Here is a 15901-nt window from a genome sequence, read left to right as displayed (position 1 = left end):
GTTTGACATGAAGTTAGCCATTGTTACGGCCTGTCCGAACGGCATGGTCACCAGTGTGCTGTGCGCCCGTTTGCTCGATGCAGCGGCTCAGCGTCAGGGCTGGAGCACCTGCGTTGAAGTCAACGATGCGGCGCACCCGGAACGCCAATTGTCGGCGGCCACGATCGAGGGCGCCGAGTGGGTGTTGCTGGTCACCAGCGCCCCGGTCGACATGTCTCGATTCGTCGGCAAGCGCGTCTTCCAGAGCACGCCTGCACAGGCCTTGCAGGATGTCGAAGCGGTGCTGCGCCGAGGTGCAGAGGAGGCTCAGGTTTACATCGCTACCGAAGCCGTCGCCGAGTCGGTTGCTGTCGTGCAAAACGCGCCGCGACTGGTGGCGATCACGGCCTGCCCGACCGGCGTCGCGCACACGTTCATGGCCGCCGAAGCCTTGCAGCAAGCGGCCAAACGCCTGGGCTACGAGTTGCAAATCGAAACCCAGGGCTCGGTCGGTGCGCGCAATCCATTGAGCGCCGCCGCGATTGCCGATGCCGATGTGGTGTTGTTGGCGTGCGACATCGAAGTCGCCACCGAGCGTTTCGCTGGCAAGAAGATTTATCGTTGCGGCACTGGTATTGCTCTCAAGCAAGCTGAAGCGACACTGAAAAAAGCCCTGGCCGAAGGCAAACAGGAAACTGCTGCGAGCGGCGCCCAAGGCCCGGCCAAGCAGGAGAAGTCCGGCGTCTACAAACACTTGCTGACCGGTGTGTCGTTCATGTTGCCGATGGTGGTGGCGGGCGGCTTGATGATCGCCTTGTCCTTCGTGTTCGGCATCACCGCGTTCAAGGAGCCGGGCACGTTGGCGGCGGCGCTGATGCAGATCGGCGGCGAGACCGCGTTCAAGCTGATGGTGCCGCTGCTGGCGGGTTACATCGCCTACTCGATCGCCGACCGCCCGGGCCTGGCGCCGGGGATGATTGGCGGTTTGCTGGCGAGCACCTTGGGCGCCGGATTTATCGGCGGGATCATTGCCGGTTTCATCGCCGGTTACGCGGCGCAGGCGATCAATCGATATGCACGTTTGCCGCAAAGTCTTGAGGCACTGAAGCCGATCCTGATCATCCCGTTGCTGGCAAGCCTGTTCACTGGCCTTGTGATGATCTACGTGGTGGGAAAACCGGTGGCGGGCATGCTCCTGGGGCTCACGCACTTCCTCGACAGCATGGGCACCACCAACGCGATTCTGCTCGGTGTGTTGCTGGGCGGCATGATGTGCGTCGACCTGGGCGGGCCGATCAACAAGGCGGCTTACGCGTTCTCGGTCGGGCTCCTGGCATCGCAGAGTTATGCGCCGATGGCCGCGACGATGGCCGCCGGTATGGTGCCGCCGATTGGCCTGGGCATCGCCACGCTCATTGCGCGTCGCAAATTCGCCCAGACCGAGCGCGAGGCGGGTAAGGCCGCGCTGGTCCTGGGGCTGTGCTTTATCTCCGAAGGCGCGATTCCGTTTGCCGCCAAGGACCCGCTGCGGGTGATTCCGGCGAGCATTGCCGGTGGTGCGCTGACCGGTGCGTTGTCGATGTATTTCGGCTGCAAACTGATGGCGCCGCACGGTGGCTTGTTTGTGTTGGCGATCCCGAATGCGATCAACCATGCGCTGCTGTATTTGCTGGCGATTGTGGCTGGCAGTCTGCTGACGGCGGTGGCGTATGCGCTGCTCAAACGGCCGGAAGTTGTCGAGCTGGCAATAGAGCCCGTCAACGCCTGACACAAAACCCTGTGGGAGCGAGCCTGCTCGCGATGACGATTTAACATCCAGCAGAAATTGTGACTGTTACACCGCTATCGCGAGCAGGCTCGCTCCCACAGGATCGCGTTTCACACGGGCGTCACGCGCGCGTGTTTAAGTTTTCCTTTTCAGGGAGAACACCATGAGCGAATTCGACCTCGGTCGCCGCCGTGTCATCCAGGCTGTCGGCGCCGGTCTGTTGCTTCCTGGTCTGGCGCCAGCAGTGATCGCGTCAGTCAAGGATCGTCCGCAACTTACCGACGGCGTGCAGTCCGGTGACTTGCTGGGCGATCGGGCGATGATCTGGAGTCGCTGCGACCGCCCGGCGCGGATGGTGGTGGAATGGGACACACGCAGCCTGTTCGGCAACCCCCGCCGACTCGTCTCGCCAGTGGCCGATGCGCGCAGCGATTTCACCGCTCGCGTGGAGCTCACCGGCTTGCCCGCCGACCAGGCGATTTTCTATCGAGTGTCCTTCGAAGATGCCCAGAGTGGCGCCGCCAGCGAACCCTGGTTCGGCCACTTGCGCAGCGTGCCGCAAGCCCGTCGCGCTATCCGTTTTGTCTGGAGCGGCGACACCGTAGGCCAAGGCTTCGGCATCAACCCTGACATTGGCGGCATGCGCATCTACGAAGCCATGCGCCTGCGCCTGCCGGACTTCTTTATCCACAGCGGCGACACCATCTACGCCGACGGCCCGGTGCCGGCGCAACTGACCACGGAAAGCGGCCGCGTGTGGCGCAACATCACCAGCGAAGCCAAGAGCAAAGTCGCCGAAACCCTCGATGAATATCGCGGCAATTACCGCTACAACCTGATGGACGAGAACATTCGTCGCTTCAACGCCGAGGTCCCACAGATCTGGCAGTGGGACGACCACGAAGTGGTGAATAACTGGTCGCCGGGCAAGCAACTTGACGGGCGTTACCAAAGTAAAGATATCCACAGCCTGGTGGGCCGCGCGCGGCAAGCCTGGCTGGAATATGCACCGATGCGCCTGCAGAGCGCCGACGGTGGTGGACGGATTTATCGCAAGCTCGGTTATGGGCCGTTGCTGGATGTGTTCGTGCTGGACATGCGCAGTTATCGAGGGGCCAATGACGACAACCTTGGCGGCGAAAAACCCTTTCTCGGTCGCGAGCAACTGGACTGGTTGAAGGCTTCGTTGAAAGGCTCCACCGCTCAGTGGAAAGTGATTGCCGCCGACATGCCGATTGGCCTCGGCGTACCGGACGGTGAAGTCAGCCCCGGAGTGGCGCGCTGGGAAGCGGTGGCCAACGGCGATCCCGGCCAGGCTCAGGGACGTGAACTGGAAATCGCCGAGTTGTTGGGTTTCTTGCGGGCGCAACAGGTGCGCAATTTCGTGTTCCTGACGGCGGATGTGCATTACTGCGCCGCGCATCATTACCACCCGGAACGTGCTGCTTTTCAGGACTTCGAACCGTTCTGGGAGTTTGTCGCCGGGCCGTTGAATGCGGGGAGTTTCGGCCCCAATCCGCTGGATAAAACCTTTGGCCCCGAGGTGATCTTCGAGAAAGCCCCGCCCGCGCAGAACACTTCGCCGTTTGCCGGGTTTCAGTTTTTTGGCGAGGTGAATATCGACGGGCAGACGGGGGAGATGAGTGTGGTGTTGCGGGATCTGGATGGGGTTGGGGTGTTTGAGCAGAAGTTGCAGCCAGTCTGAAAAAAGTCGCGAGCAGACGCAGATTCCTGTGGGAGTGAGCCTGCTCGCGATGGCGGTGTAACAGTCACTGTATTTGTTGAATGTTAAGCCGTCATCGCGAGCAGGCTCGCTCCCACAGGTGTAGCGTTGGGTCAGTACACGTCACGCCGATATCGGCCTTGCTCGATCAGTCGGTCGACTTCTTCAATGCCGAGCGTTTCGTTGAGCACGTGATCCACCCCTGAAGCCATGCCTTGCAGGCTGCCACAGATGTAGATCACAGCACCTTCAGCCAGCCATTGCTTCAACGTTTCGGTGGACTCGCGCAGTCGATCCTGCACGTAGATCTTTTCGGCCTGATCCCGCGAAAATGCCAGGTCCAGTCGCTCGATGTCCCCCGAGATCAGCCACTCTTCGAGTTCGTCGCGACACAGGTAATCGTGTTCGCGGTTGCGCTCGCCAAACAACAGCCAATGGCGTTGTTGTCCATCGGCAATCCGCGCTTTCAACAAGCTGCGCAGTCCCGCGAGACCGGTGCCGTTGCCCAGCAAAATCATAGGCACCGGCTCGGTAGGCAAATGGAAACCGCTGTTACGTCGCACCCGCATACTGACGGTGCTGCCCACTGGCGCATGCTCGGTCAGCCAGCCGGAAGCGACGCCCAGGCTGCCGTCCGGATGCACTTCCTGACGCACGATCAGTTCCAGCACGCCGTCCGCCGCTATCGAGGCAATGGAGTATTCGCGCATGGCCAATGGCACCAGGGCGTCCAACAGCGCCTGGGCGTGCAGGCCGACCAGATGCGTTCGGTTCTCGGGCAATTGGCGCCTTGCCAGGGCCTGCTCCAGGGGTTGTGTCAGGCCATCGTAGGTCACCGTGGCCCGGCCTTCGATGCCCAGGCCATCAAGGAAGTGCTCGATCGCCCATGAACTATTGCGTGGCAGCACTTCCACCAGGTCACCGGCCAGCCAGCTGCTGCTGGTCGGGGCTGCAAGGCCCAGCAAGTACACCGGCGAGCCGCTGCTGTCCGGGTTCATCAATTCGCGGCGGGTCAGGGTCCAGTTGTCGTAGCTCGGCGCCTGCCAGGTGTCGGCCGGTGTTTGTCCGGTCAGCAGACCCAGCTGTTGTTGCCAGTGACGCAGGGCATACGGATCGCCACTGTCGACTTCCACTGGCGCGAACAAGGTCTTGCCGCCGTGCTCGCCTAGCCAGGTATGCAGGCGTCGGGCGAAGCCGCAGAAGTGTTGATACTGACGATCACCCAGGCCCAGTACCGCGTAGTTCAGGCTCTCCAGGCTCGGCGCCCGGCCCAGCACTTTGCGTTCGAAACCGCGGGCACTGTCCGGTGCTTCGCCGTCGCCGAAGGTGCTGACCACGAACAATGCGTTGCTGGACTCACGCAAATCCTGTTCGCTGACTTTCGCCAGCGGCTGAACTTTCACCGGCACGCCTGCCGCCTGCAACTGTCCTGCGGTCTGCCACGCCAGTTGTTCGGCAAACCCGCTTTGGCTGGCGAAGCCGATCAACCAGGCTGGCGTGTTGCTGCCCGTTTGCGCGAAGCCTTTGCGGGCATCGTTGATCTGTTTTTTCTTGCGCCGACGGTCGAGGTACAGCAACCAGCCGGTGATGAAAAACAACGGCATGGTCAGCGCGCTGATGGTCAGGATGATCCGCCCGACAATGCCGAAATAGCTGCCCACGTGCAGCGCGTAAATGCTGGTCAGCAGTTGTGCCTTGAGGCTCTTGTCGCTGTAACGCTCAATCCGTTTGACCACGCCAGAGGCCGGATCAAGGGTTATCTGGTTCAACGCGCGATTGTGCGGCGAGGTCTTCAACAGATAGAACACAGTGGCGGGTTGCCCGGCCACTGGCGGCATGCGGATGTTATAGGCACTGAGTGCCGGACCGGCAGCGCTGTAGATGCTGCTCCACATCAACGCGTAATCGGCGGTCGGTGCCGGGCCGCTTGGTGCAGGGCCACGCCCGCCGCGCATGCGCTCGTTTTGCGGGGCATCGGAAAGCAGTCGGGTCAGGCCTTTGTTGTACCACTCATAGGACCACGACAATCCGGTCAGCGCCGCCAACAGGTAAAACACCAGGCACCACGTACCGGCCACTGAGTGCAGGTCCCAGTTGAAGCTACGGCCCTTTTTCTTCCAGTCGAGAGTTAGCCATGCGCGCCAGTTTTTCCACTGGCGTGGCCAGCGCAGGTACAGACCCGAGAGGCAGAAGAACACCAGGATCAGCGTGCACGCGCCGGTGATTTGCCGACCGGTATCGCCCATGGCGAGAAAGCGGTGAAGTTGCAGCATGAAGCCGAAGAAGTCTTGCCCGGTGGCATCGCCCATGAACTCGGCGGTGTACGGGTCGAAATAACGCATCTCGCCACGACGTTCGCCGAGCGGTGGCGTGAAGAACACCTTGGCCGCGGCGCCGCTGTCGGTCTCGACACTGAGCATGGAGACTTTTTTACCGGAAGCGGCTTCGATGCGCTCGACCAGTTCGACAGGGGGCAGCACGCCTGCCACCTGCTTCTCGACCTGCAACACAGAAGGGTTCAGCACGCTCAGGATTTCATCCTGAAACGATACCGTCGCCCCGGTGATGCCCATCAGGGCCAGGACCAGCCCGGCGCTGATGCCGAAAAACCAGTGCAACTGGAACAGGGTTTTCTTCAACACATCGCTCGCCTTGTTCGTTCGAAAATTGTCATCACGGCGCGCATTATGCCGTGGGTGGTCGAGAAGCATTCTTTTTTACGTACAAAAGCCCCGGTCATATAGATGAACGGGGCCTGACCTTTAATTGCCAGCCACTCCTTGTGGGAGCGAGCCTGCTCGCGAATGCGGTGGGTCAGCCAACACAAATGTTGAATGTGGCGCCCTCATCGCGAGCAGGCTCGCTCCCACATTTTTTAGAAGTGGAAGTTGGTGCTCAGCAACGCGGTACGGCCCGCCGCCTGATTGGCGAAGTGGGTCGAGAAGGCTTTGTCGTAGTAGGTTTCGTCGGTCAGGTTCTGCACGTTCAGTTGCAGGTCGACGTTTTTGCTCAGCTTGTAGGCCACCATCGCGTCGTAACGAACGTAGGAATCAACCATGGTGGTGTTGGCCACGCTGCCGAATACATCGTCGACGTAGAACGCGCCGCCGCCGACGGTCAGCTTCGGCGTGACCTGATAGGTGGTCCACAGGCTGGCGCTGTTTTTCGGCGTGTTTGGCAGTTCGTTGCCATCGTTGGCCGCGCCCAGTGGGCCGCCATCGACTTGCTCGCTGTCCATGTAGGCGTAACCGGCGAACACTTGCCATTTGTCGGTGATCTTGCCGCTGGCCGAGAGTTCGACCCCCTGGACGCGGGTTTTGCCGGCGTTTTCAAAGGACGTGGTGTCGACTTGAACGCGGGCGTTGTCTTTCTCGGTGCGGAAGATATCGGCGGTCAGCGACAGACGATCGTTCAACAGATCCCACTTGGTGCCGATTTCGTAGTTCTTGGTGGTTTCCGGCTCCATGTCGCTTTTCAGCAAGTTGCCGTTGCGGTCTGGCGTGCCACCCAGCGGGTTGCCTTCCTGACCTTCGCCAAGGGTGTTGCCCGGTGGCGTGGCGGAGGTGGCGTAGGACGCATAGATGCTGCCGTTTTCGGCGGGCTTGTAGACCACGCCGAACTGGCCAGTCACGAACTCGCTGGTGTCATCGCCCTTGGACGTGGTCACGCTGGAGGCGTTGAAGGTTTTGTAGTCGGTGTCGAAATGGTCGTAACGCAGCCCCATGTTCACCAGCCATTGCTTGGACAGCTCCAGGGTGTCGAACGCATACAGCGCGTAGGTGTTGGCCTTGGTGTCGGTCCCGGCGTAGTTGCGCGAGATGGCACCGTTCCATGGATCGTTCGGGGCCGGATTGGACAGCGAGGTGCAGTTGTAGCCGCTCCGTGCGCCGATGATTGCTGGATTGCAGTTGGTGGTCACAGCCGCCGTTGCCGGCGTGGTGTCGGTGTTGACGTTGTACGAGGACTTGCGGCTTTCCTCGTGGCTCAACTCGATACCGGTGGCGAAGCTGTTCTTGAACCCGGCGATGTAGACGTCACCGAACAGATCTGTCTGGTTAGTGGTGGTCTCGGTGTTGCTGACGCGGGTGTTGGCCCGACGCCAGACGCTGCCGTTGTTGACGTTGCCCTTGCTGTCGTCCGGCTGGGTCAGGATGTAGTCCTGCATGCTGGTGCCGTGGCGCAAGGTGTTTTTGACGGTCAGCGCGTCGTTCAGGTCGTGCTCGATGGCGAAGGTCGCCGTGTCGGTGCGGCCCTTGCGGAAATCGCGATCGTTCAAGCCGTAGAAGTTGCTGCTGTTGCCGCCGTCGTTGGGTTTATCCGGGTTCGACTTGGTACGGGCGGTCGAGCCTGCGACAGGAATGGTGTACGGAATGCCCGAGTCTGGCGTGTCGTTGCTTTCCAGATGGTAGTAATCGAGGTTAACCCGGGTGTCGGTGCCCAGACCGAACGCCAACGACGGCGCGACGCCCCAGCGGTCGTAATCGACGCTGTCACGGCCGGCGACGTTGCTTTCGTGGCTCATCAGGTTCAGACGGCCAGCGGCGGTATCGGTGAACTGGTAGTTACCGTCCAGGGTGTAACGCTGGGTCTGGTCCGAACCCCAGGTAAATCCACCGTCCAGCGAGTCGCCCAGGTGCGCCTTCTTGCTCACCAGGTTGATGCTGCCACCCGCCGCGCCACGGCCGCCAATGGCCGAGTTCGGGCCTTTGCTGACTTCGATCGACTCGACCGCGAAAATCTCGCGGCTTTGCGAGCCGGTGTCGCGCACGCCATCCAGATAAGTATCGCCCTGGGCGTCGAAACCACGAATGAACGGACGGTCGCCTTGTGGGTTGCCGCCTTCACCGGCACCAAAGGTGATGCCAGGAACGGTGCGCAGCGCGTCCTGCATATTGAGCGCGCCGGTGTCCTTGAGGACTTGTTGCGGGATAACGGTGACCGAACGTGGCGTGTCTACCAACGGTGCGGTGTACTTGGGCGAGGAAGCTTTTTCGACGTTGTAGGAAGTCGCATCCTGGGCTTCGCCAGTGATAGCGGTGGCGCCAAGGGAAATCGAATTGCCCGGTGCTTTTTCGTTGGTTTTTTCAGCCGCGAAGACCATATGGCCGGCAGAGCTGGCAGTGATCGCCACGCCAATTGCAGACGCGAGCAAACGTGGTGAACTGACCGGTAATTTTGATTGTTGGCGTGACATGTGAATTCCCCTCCCAAGGATTTGAGGCCGCGGAATATAGGGTAAACAAGTATTTGTATCAATTGCGAAACGTTATTATTCGCGCCGAATTTACATTCTTTACACTTTGACCCTACGGTTTTTACGAGCTCGTTCGTGATGGGGTTTTACACGGGCAATAAGAATCAATACCATTGACGCCTCTTTGTTCTCAGGTGCCACCCCATGCTGCTGCACATTCCCGGCGTGTTCGCGAAAGAAGAAGTGCAGCGCATCCGCGAGGCGCTGGAGCAGGCGGACTGGGCCGACGGTAAAATCACCGCCGGTTACCAGTCGGCCAAAGCCAAGCACAATCTGCAGCTGCCCGAAGGCCATCCACTGGCCAAGGAGGTGGGCGCGGCGCTGCTTGAGCGGCTGTGGAAGAATCCGCTATTCATGTCCGCCGCGTTACCGCACAAAGTCTTCCCTCCATTGCTGAACTGTTACACGGCCGGTGGCAGTTTCGACTTCCATATCGACAACGCCGTGCGCCAGCCGAAAAACAGCATCGAGCGCGTGCGCACTGACCTTTCGGCGACGTTGTTCTTCAGTGAACCTGAGGATTACGACGGTGGTGAACTGGAAATCCAGGACACCTTCGGCACCCAGCGCGTGAAGTTGCCGGCCGGTGACATGGTCCTGTATCCGGGCACCAGCCTGCACAAGGTCAATGCCGTGACACGCGGCACCCGCTACGCCTCTTTCTTCTGGACCCAAAGCCTGGTGCGAGAAGACAGCCAGCGCGCCTTGCTGTTCGAGATGGATGGCGCGATCCAGCAATTGACGCAGGACATGCCTGATCATCCTTCACTGATTCGCCTCACCGGCACTTACCACAACTTGTTGCGCCGCTGGGTCGACGTATGAGTTTCCAATTGCGCCGCGAAGAAGTCCTCGACGGTGATTCACTCAAGGCCATGCTCGACGAAAGCCCCGCTCGCGCAGCCCAGGCGATTCTGATTGCCGCCGGTGAAAACGTGCTCGAAGCTCAGGCGCTGCTCGGACAGATCCTGCTGGACGGGCAGGGCATTGCGCAGGATCAACCGCTGGCACTGCGCTGGTTCGAGATTGCCGCTCAACGCGGGCACTTGATGGCGCGCAACATGCTCGGTCGTTGTCATGAACATGGCTGGGGTTGTGCTGCTGATGCATCGGTTGCGGCGGGGCATTATCGAATCGCCGCCGAAGCCGGTCTTGATTGGGCGATGTACAACTATGCCAACCTGCTGGCGACCGGGCGCGGGGTGATGGAGGATCAGGCGCAAGCGCTGCATCTTTATCGCCTCGCCGCCGAACTGGGCCATGCGAAGTCGATGAACCTGTTGGGGCGGTATCTGGAAGAAGGACGGGTTTGTCCGAGGGATCTAACGGGCGCTCGCGACTGGTATCGACGTTCGGCGGTTGGCGGAGATTTCCGCGGGCAATTCAGTTATGCCGCAGTGCTGGCCGAGGCGGGGAGTGTCGAAGAGGCGTTGATCTGGTTGCGTAACGCATTGGCTGGTGGAAATCTGAATTTCCTGCGAGTTGCGAGCAAGAGCCTGGCAAACGCAGAGAATCCACAATTTCGCACGCTGGCACCCGAATATGCCCAACGTGTTATCGAACTTGAGCGGCAACTGACACCGCTGTAACGCAGACACAAAAAAGCCCATGACACGTCAAAGATCGTTCCCACGCTCTGCGTGGGAATGCCTCAACGGACGCTCTGCGTTCGGCTTTGACTGGACGCGGAGCGTCCTGGGCTGCATTCCCACGCAAAGCGTGGGAACGATCATTCAGGCATAAAAAAGCCCATGACACGTCATGGGCTTTTTGATTTCTGTGTTTTGCGCTTACACGTAAAACGACTTCAACGGCGGAAAGCCATTGAATTCAACCGCGCTGTAGCTGGTGGTATAGGCACCGGTCGACAACCAGTACAAACGATCACCAATCGCCAGGTTCAGCGGCAAACCGTACTTGTAGTTTTCGTACATGATGTCGGCGCTGTCGCAGGTCGGGCCGGCGATGACCACTTCTTCCATCTCGCCTTTCTTCTCGGTCCAGATCGGGAACTTGATGGCTTCGTCCATGGTTTCGATCAGGCCGGAGAACTTGCCCACGTCCGTGTATACCCATCGCTCTACCGCGGTACGGGATTTACGAGCGACCAGCACCACTTCACTGACCAGGATGCCAGCGTTGGCGATCAACGAACGGCCTGGTTCCAGAATGATTTCCGGCAAGTCGTCACCGAAGTCTTCCTTGAGGAAACGGATGATTTCTTCTGCGTAGGTTTCCAGGCTGTTGGTGCGGGTGATGTAGTTGGCCGGGAAGCCGCCACCCATGTTGATCAGCTTCAGGTGGATGCCGTCTTCTTCTTTCAGGCGCTCGAAGATCACTTTGACCTTGGCGATTGCCGCGTCCCAGACGCTGATGTCGCGCTGTTGCGAGCCGACGTGGAACGAGATGCCGTAAGGCACCAGGCCCAGGTCGCGAGCGAGGATCAGCAGGTCCATGGCCATGTCGGTCTGGCAGCCGAATTTGCGCGACAGAGGCCAGTCAGCGGTGGTCGAGCCTTCGGTGAGGATACGCACGTAGACTTTCGAACCCGGAGCAGCCTTGGCGATGTTGCGCAGGTCGGCTTCGGAGTCGGTGGCATACAGACGCACGCCCTTGTCGTAGAAGTAGCGGATGTCCTTGGATTTCTTGATGGTGTTGCCGTAGCTGATGCGATCCGGGCCAACGCCCTGGTTCATCACTTTGTCGAGCTCATAGATCGAAGCGATGTCGAAGTTCGAGCCTTTCTCTTTGAGCAGGTCGATGATTTCGACGGCCGGGTTGGCCTTGACCGCGTAGTAGACCTTGGCGAAATCGAAACCGGCGCGCAGGTCGTCATAGGCCTGGCTGATCATCGCGGTGTCGATTACCACGAACGGGGTTTCTTGTTTGTCGGCGAACGCCTTCATTTTGTTGAAGGTATCGCGCGCGAAATAGTCTTCGACGTTGATCGACATGCTGGGAACTCCTACTGGCAAACTGAAATTAACAATGGGTGCAAATGAACGTCCTCCGTATCCCCACTTTGGTTCGCCTACTTCCCAAGGCATGTCGCCGAAAGCAAAAAGGCCATGGGGAGCGGTGCTTCCCTTGGCCTTGCTGTCTCGTCGTCAGTACTTGAGCCGGATGGATCGTTTCCAGCATGGACGTTCGGCGCGAACTTTAGGGCGTGAGGGGCTTGAGATCAACTAAAAATGTCGCGTTTTTGCACGCTTCCGTCGTGCGGTCCTCGACAGTTACTGATGTAACCGACCTGCATGACAGTGTGATGTTCCCCCAAATGATCGTTCCCACGCTCTGCGTGGGAATGCATCAAGAGACGCTCTGCGTCTCAAAGAGGGGGACGATCAGTGCGGGAGGTCAGACCATTGCAGCCTGTTCGGCAACTTCGGCCGGCGAAACAATGCTGGTCTTGCCGCCACGGGACTTACCGGAGCTCAGATACTCGGCAATCGATTCTTGCGTCACTTCACCAAGGAACACCCGCTCGGCATCCATCACCGGCAACCACGAGCGGTTGAACTCGTACATGCGCGACAGCAGGATGCGCAAATGTTCGTCGAACGCCGCCGTGGCATTGAACTCGCGCAAGTATTGCGCACACGTCCCGGTCTGACGGTGCAGGTCGCGACGTCGTACATAACCGAGCGCCTTGTTCTCACCGTCGGTGACCACCACGTAGCGACGGTCCAGTTCGTCCATCAACTCCAGGGCCTCGGCCACAGGTGTTTGCGGGCTGACCGACGGAGCATTGTCCGCCGCGTCTTCGGCTTTCACCAGCAACAGGCGCTTGAGGGTGCTGTCCTGGCCGACGAAGTTGCTGACAAAGTCATCCGCCGGGTGCGCGAGCAGGGTGTCCGGGTGATCGATCTGCAACAGCTTGCCGGCGCGGAAGATCGCAATCTTGTCGCCCAGCTTGATCGCTTCATCGATGTCGTGGCTGACCATGATCACCGTCTTGTTCAGCGCCCGTTGCATCTCGAAGAACTCGTTCTGGATCATCTCGCGGTTGATTGGGTCGACCGCGCCAAACGGTTCGTCCATCAACAACAACGGGGCGTCGGCCGCCAGCGCACGAATCACGCCGATTCGCTGCTGCTGGCCACCCGACAACTCACGCGGATAGCGATTCAGGTACTGCTTGGGTTCCAGCTTGATCATGCTCATCAACTCGCGGGCGCGGTCGTGGCATTTCTGTTTGTCCCAGCCGAGAAGGCGAGGAACGATGGTGATGTTTTCCTCGATGGTCATGTTCGGGAACAGACCGATCTGCTGGATCACATAACCGATGTTGCGGCGCAGGGTCACCGCGTCGAGATCGGTGGTGTCTTCGCCGTTGATCAGGATCTTGCCGGAGGTCGGCTTGATCAGGCGGTTGATCATCTTCAGCGTGGTGCTTTTGCCGCAGCCCGATGGCCCGAGGAACACACAGATTTCGCCTTCATTGACGGTCAGGCTTACCGAGTCCACGGCTTTTACGTCTTTGCCGTTGCTTTGGAAGGTCTTGCTGAGGTTTTGAAGTTCGATCATTTGAGCAGTCCTTTTGGAGTCAGCGTGCGTTGCAGCCATTGCAGAAGCAGGTCGGCGAAGATGGCCAGGAGACTGACCAGCACGGCGCCGACGATCAGCATCGACATGTCGCTGCGGCTGATTGAAGCGAGAATGAGTACACCGAGGCCACCGGCGCCGATGGTCGCAGCGATGGTCATGACACCAATGTTCATGACCACGGCGGTGCGCACGCCAGCGAGGATCACCGGCACCGCGATGGGCAGTTCGACCATGCGCAGGCGCTGGCCGAAGGTCATGCCGATGCCGCGGGCGGCTTCGCGAATACCAGGGTCGACGCCGGTCAGCGCCAGGTAGGTGTTACGCATGATCGGCAGCAGCGAATACAGAAACACCGCGGTGATCGCCGGCATCGGGCCCAGGCCCTGGCCGAACTTTGAGTAGAACGGCAGCAGCAGGCCGAACAAGGCAATCGACGGCACCGTCAGCAACACCGTGGCGCTGGCTTGCAGCGGACCGGCGAGGGTAGGGAAGCGCGTCATCAGGACGCCGAGCGGCACGCCAACGAGGATCGCCAGCGTCACCGCAATGCCGACCAGAGTGATGTGCTGCCAGGTCAGGTGCAGCACCAGCGGCCAGTCGAGATGGGAAAAGGCGTTCAAAAATTCCATGGCTTTTCCTCCTCAGTTGATAGGGTGCTGGCGCAGGAAATCTGCGGCAACGGATGAAGGGCTTTCGTGATCGACATCGACCCGCGCGTTGAGCTGGCGCATGGTGGCGTCGTCGAACAGTTCAGCCAGCGGCTTGATCTCTTGCGCCAGTTGCGGATGGGCGTCGAGGTAGTCCTGACGCACCACGGGCGCGGCGGTGTAATCCGGGAAATAGTGCTTGTCGTCTTCGAGCAGCTTGAGCTTGAAGGCGTTCAAACGACCATCGGTGGTGTAGACCAGACCGGCAAACACCTGGCTATTGCGCAACGCGGTGTAAACCAGCCCGGCGTCCATCTGGCGGATGTTCTTGCGGGTCAGGTTCATGCCGTAGAGCTCGACCATGCCGTCCAGTCCGTCGGAACGGTTGGCAAACTCGGTGTCGAGCGCCACCAGGTGATCTGACTTCGCCTCAGCCTGCAACACCGTGTTCAGCTCGCTGATGGTGTTGATCTGCGGATAAGCCTTCGCGGTTTTTTCCGGCAGCGCCAGGGCGTAGGTGTTGCTGAACTTCGACGGAGTGAGCCAGACCAGGCCTTTTTTCGCGTCGAGTTCTTTCACCTTGGCGTAGGACTGGGCGCTGTCGAGCTTGTCCGTGATGTGGTTGTACGCCACCAGCGAGACGCCGGTGTATTCCCACATCAGATCCAGCTGACCACTTTCGTGGGCGCTGCGGGCCAGGTTGCTGCCCAGACCGCCGGTGACTTGAGTGTCATAACCCTTGGTACGCAGGTATTGAGAGGTGATTTCAGCCAGCAAGGTCTGTTCGGTGAACACCCGGGCGCCGATGCGGATTACCGGTTTTTCAGCGGCTTGGGCGATTCCTGCGAACAGCAGGGCGCAGCCCAATATAAAGGTCAGTCGTTTCATGATTATTCCTTTGCCGAGGCTTAAGACGGGCGTAGGCCGCGTTCGAGCCAGAGGCGGCTGGCGAGTGTCACCAGGCCGTCGAGCAGCAAGGCCAGCAAGGCGGTGCAGGCCGCGCCGAGCAGCAGTTGCGGCTGATTGTTCAGGGCGATGCCAGGGAAAATCAGGCTGCCCAGGCTGTTGGCGCCAATCAGGAACGCCAGCGGTGCCGTCCCGACGTTGATCGCCAGGGCCACGCGCACGCCACCAATGATGATCGGTACGGCGTTGGGTAATTCGACCCGCCACAGCACCTGAGTCGGTGTCATGCCGATACCGACCGCCGCTTCTTTGAGTGAACCCTGGACGTTTTTCAGGCCTTCATAGGTGTTGCGCACGATCGGCAACAGCGAGGCGAGGAACAGGGCGAAGATCGCGGGACCGCTGCCGATGCCCAGAATCCCCAGGGCGATGGCGAGTACGGCGAGAGGCGGCACAGTGTTGCCGATGTTGAAGATCTGCATGAAGCGTTCAGCACGGTCGACCATGGTCGGGCGGCTTAGGAAGATACCGGCGGGTATGCCCACGACAAGGGCGGCCAGCATGGAGACAAGGACGAGAATCAGATGAGCTTGCAGGTAAAACAACAAATCGTCGCGGTAATGTTCGATCGTATTGATGCCAATCCAGTGGACCAGCAGGGCCAGGAGAGCGACGACAACCGCACCTCCAATAAGCCCCTTGCCATAGCGAATAGCCACAGGCGGACTCCTTTTTTTCTTGGTCGGCGAACGCAGTCCTTTATGGCAATGCCATTGCTGGCTGCCGGTCATAAGCGTTCGCGAGAAGCAGCGCGTTCTATGTCCGCAAAGGGACATGAATCGAGCCATAAGCGCAGCCTCGTCAGGCTAACTTGCAGATTTTTCAAACCCTGCTACGAGTGCTGTAACAGGGGAGTGGACGCCTCCACCTTTTAAAAGGTTCCATATTTAGCAGCATTTAGCCACCGTTGATCCTTCAGGGAGCCGTCAATCGCCATTGGCGACAGGGCGAACGGTGGTCCGTCGATGCCGGTTTGCGCTATACTCGCCGCCCTTTTTTGAATCACCTGCCAGGCG

General features: G+C 59.8%; 11 protein-coding genes. 4 read left to right on the top strand and 7 right to left on the bottom strand.

The window, feature by feature from the left end:
• Positions 1-7 precede the first annotated feature (7 nt).
• Together ACM6I0_RS30895 and ACM6I0_RS30890 are read left to right on the top strand one after the other, a co-directional pair.
• Positions 8-1747: a PTS fructose-like transporter subunit IIB gene (locus ACM6I0_RS30895; RefSeq protein ID WP_414924050.1), complete on the top strand. Its 1740-nt coding sequence runs from the start codon at positions 8-10 to the stop codon at positions 1745-1747.
• A gap of 163 nt (positions 1748-1910) precedes the next feature.
• Positions 1911-3452, top strand: a complete 1542-nt coding sequence (locus ACM6I0_RS30890) for an alkaline phosphatase D family protein (protein WP_414924049.1) — start codon at positions 1911-1913, stop codon at positions 3450-3452.
• A 131-nt stretch (positions 3453-3583) separates the two neighbouring features.
• On the opposite strand, the gene ACM6I0_RS30885 is transcribed toward ACM6I0_RS30890, so the two are convergent.
• Positions 3584-6112 (bottom strand): PepSY domain-containing protein, encoded by a 2529-nt coding sequence (locus ACM6I0_RS30885; RefSeq protein WP_414924048.1) that lies wholly within the window; start codon positions 6110-6112, stop codon positions 3584-3586.
• 233 nt (positions 6113-6345) lie between these two features.
• Positions 6346-8664: a TonB-dependent receptor gene (locus tag ACM6I0_RS30880; protein WP_414924047.1), complete on the bottom strand. Its 2319-nt coding sequence runs from the start codon at positions 8662-8664 to the stop codon at positions 6346-6348.
• A 204-nt stretch (positions 8665-8868) separates the two neighbouring features.
• Here ACM6I0_RS30880 and ACM6I0_RS30875 point away from each other — a divergent pair, with 204 nt between their 5' ends.
• Together ACM6I0_RS30875 and ACM6I0_RS30870 are read left to right on the top strand one after the other, a co-directional pair.
• Positions 8869-9549, top strand: coding sequence for a Fe2+-dependent dioxygenase (locus ACM6I0_RS30875; RefSeq protein WP_285430788.1), 681 nt, complete (start codon positions 8869-8871; stop codon positions 9547-9549).
• The gene (locus ACM6I0_RS30870) at positions 9546-10313 is read left to right on the top strand and encodes a tetratricopeptide repeat protein (protein WP_414924046.1); all 768 of its coding nucleotides are present in this window, start codon (positions 9546-9548) and stop codon (positions 10311-10313) included. Before ACM6I0_RS30875 ends, ACM6I0_RS30870 begins: the two co-directional genes overlap by 4 nt.
• Positions 10314-10514: 201 nt before the next feature.
• On the opposite strand, the gene ACM6I0_RS30865 is transcribed toward ACM6I0_RS30870, so the two are convergent.
• The 5 genes from ACM6I0_RS30865 to ACM6I0_RS30845 form a co-directional block, all read right to left on the bottom strand.
• Entirely contained in the window at positions 10515-11678 is a 1164-nt protein-coding gene (locus tag ACM6I0_RS30865) for a type III PLP-dependent enzyme (protein ID WP_285430792.1), read from the bottom strand.
• A gap of 403 nt (positions 11679-12081) precedes the next feature.
• Positions 12082-13251: a betaine/proline/choline family ABC transporter ATP-binding protein gene (locus ACM6I0_RS30860; RefSeq protein ID WP_208670009.1), complete on the bottom strand. Its 1170-nt coding sequence runs from the start codon at positions 13249-13251 to the stop codon at positions 12082-12084.
• On the bottom strand, positions 13248-13901 hold the full coding sequence (locus ACM6I0_RS30855; RefSeq protein ID WP_090175586.1) for an ABC transporter permease: 654 nt from the start codon (positions 13899-13901) through the stop codon (positions 13248-13250). Before ACM6I0_RS30855 ends, ACM6I0_RS30860 begins: the two co-directional genes overlap by 4 nt.
• A 12-nt stretch (positions 13902-13913) precedes the next feature.
• Positions 13914-14807 (bottom strand): glycine betaine ABC transporter substrate-binding protein, encoded by an 894-nt coding sequence (locus ACM6I0_RS30850; protein ID WP_285430793.1) that lies wholly within the window; start codon positions 14805-14807, stop codon positions 13914-13916.
• Between the two features lie 20 nt (positions 14808-14827).
• On the bottom strand, positions 14828-15544 hold the full coding sequence (locus ACM6I0_RS30845; protein ID WP_090175580.1) for an ABC transporter permease: 717 nt from the start codon (positions 15542-15544) through the stop codon (positions 14828-14830).
• Between the last annotated feature and the right edge of the window lie 357 nt (positions 15545-15901).

The sequence above is a fragment of the Pseudomonas sp. IT-P294 genome, assembly GCF_949767865.1.
Taxonomy (GTDB): domain Bacteria; phylum Pseudomonadota; class Gammaproteobacteria; order Pseudomonadales; family Pseudomonadaceae; genus Aquipseudomonas.
Note: the sequence above shows the minus strand (reverse complement) of the source record. Positions and strands in the feature narration are given on the sequence as shown.

Excerpts from the sequence above, each read along its gene's own strand:
- ACM6I0_RS30860 (WP_208670009.1), bottom strand. The coding sequence starts at position 13,251 with ATGATCGAACTTCAAAACCTCAGCAAGACCTTCCAAAGCAACGGCAAA.
- ACM6I0_RS30850 (WP_285430793.1), bottom strand. The coding sequence starts at position 14,807 with ATGAAACGACTGACCTTTATATTGGGCTGCGCCCTGCTGTTCGCAGGA.
- ACM6I0_RS30855 (WP_090175586.1), bottom strand. The coding sequence starts at position 13,901 with ATGGAATTTTTGAACGCCTTTTCCCATCTCGACTGGCCGCTGGTGCTG.
- ACM6I0_RS30875 (WP_285430788.1), top strand. The coding sequence starts at position 8,869 with ATGCTGCTGCACATTCCCGGCGTGTTCGCGAAAGAAGAAGTGCAGCGC.
- ACM6I0_RS30890 (WP_414924049.1), top strand. The coding sequence starts at position 1,911 with ATGAGCGAATTCGACCTCGGTCGCCGCCGTGTCATCCAGGCTGTCGGC.
- ACM6I0_RS30865 (WP_285430792.1), bottom strand. The coding sequence starts at position 11,678 with ATGTCGATCAACGTCGAAGACTATTTCGCGCGCGATACCTTCAACAAA.
- ACM6I0_RS30880 (WP_414924047.1), bottom strand. The coding sequence starts at position 8,664 with ATGTCACGCCAACAATCAAAATTACCGGTCAGTTCACCACGTTTGCTC.
- ACM6I0_RS30895 (WP_414924050.1), top strand. The coding sequence starts at position 8 with ATGAAGTTAGCCATTGTTACGGCCTGTCCGAACGGCATGGTCACCAGT.
- ACM6I0_RS30870 (WP_414924046.1), top strand. The coding sequence starts at position 9,546 with ATGAGTTTCCAATTGCGCCGCGAAGAAGTCCTCGACGGTGATTCACTC.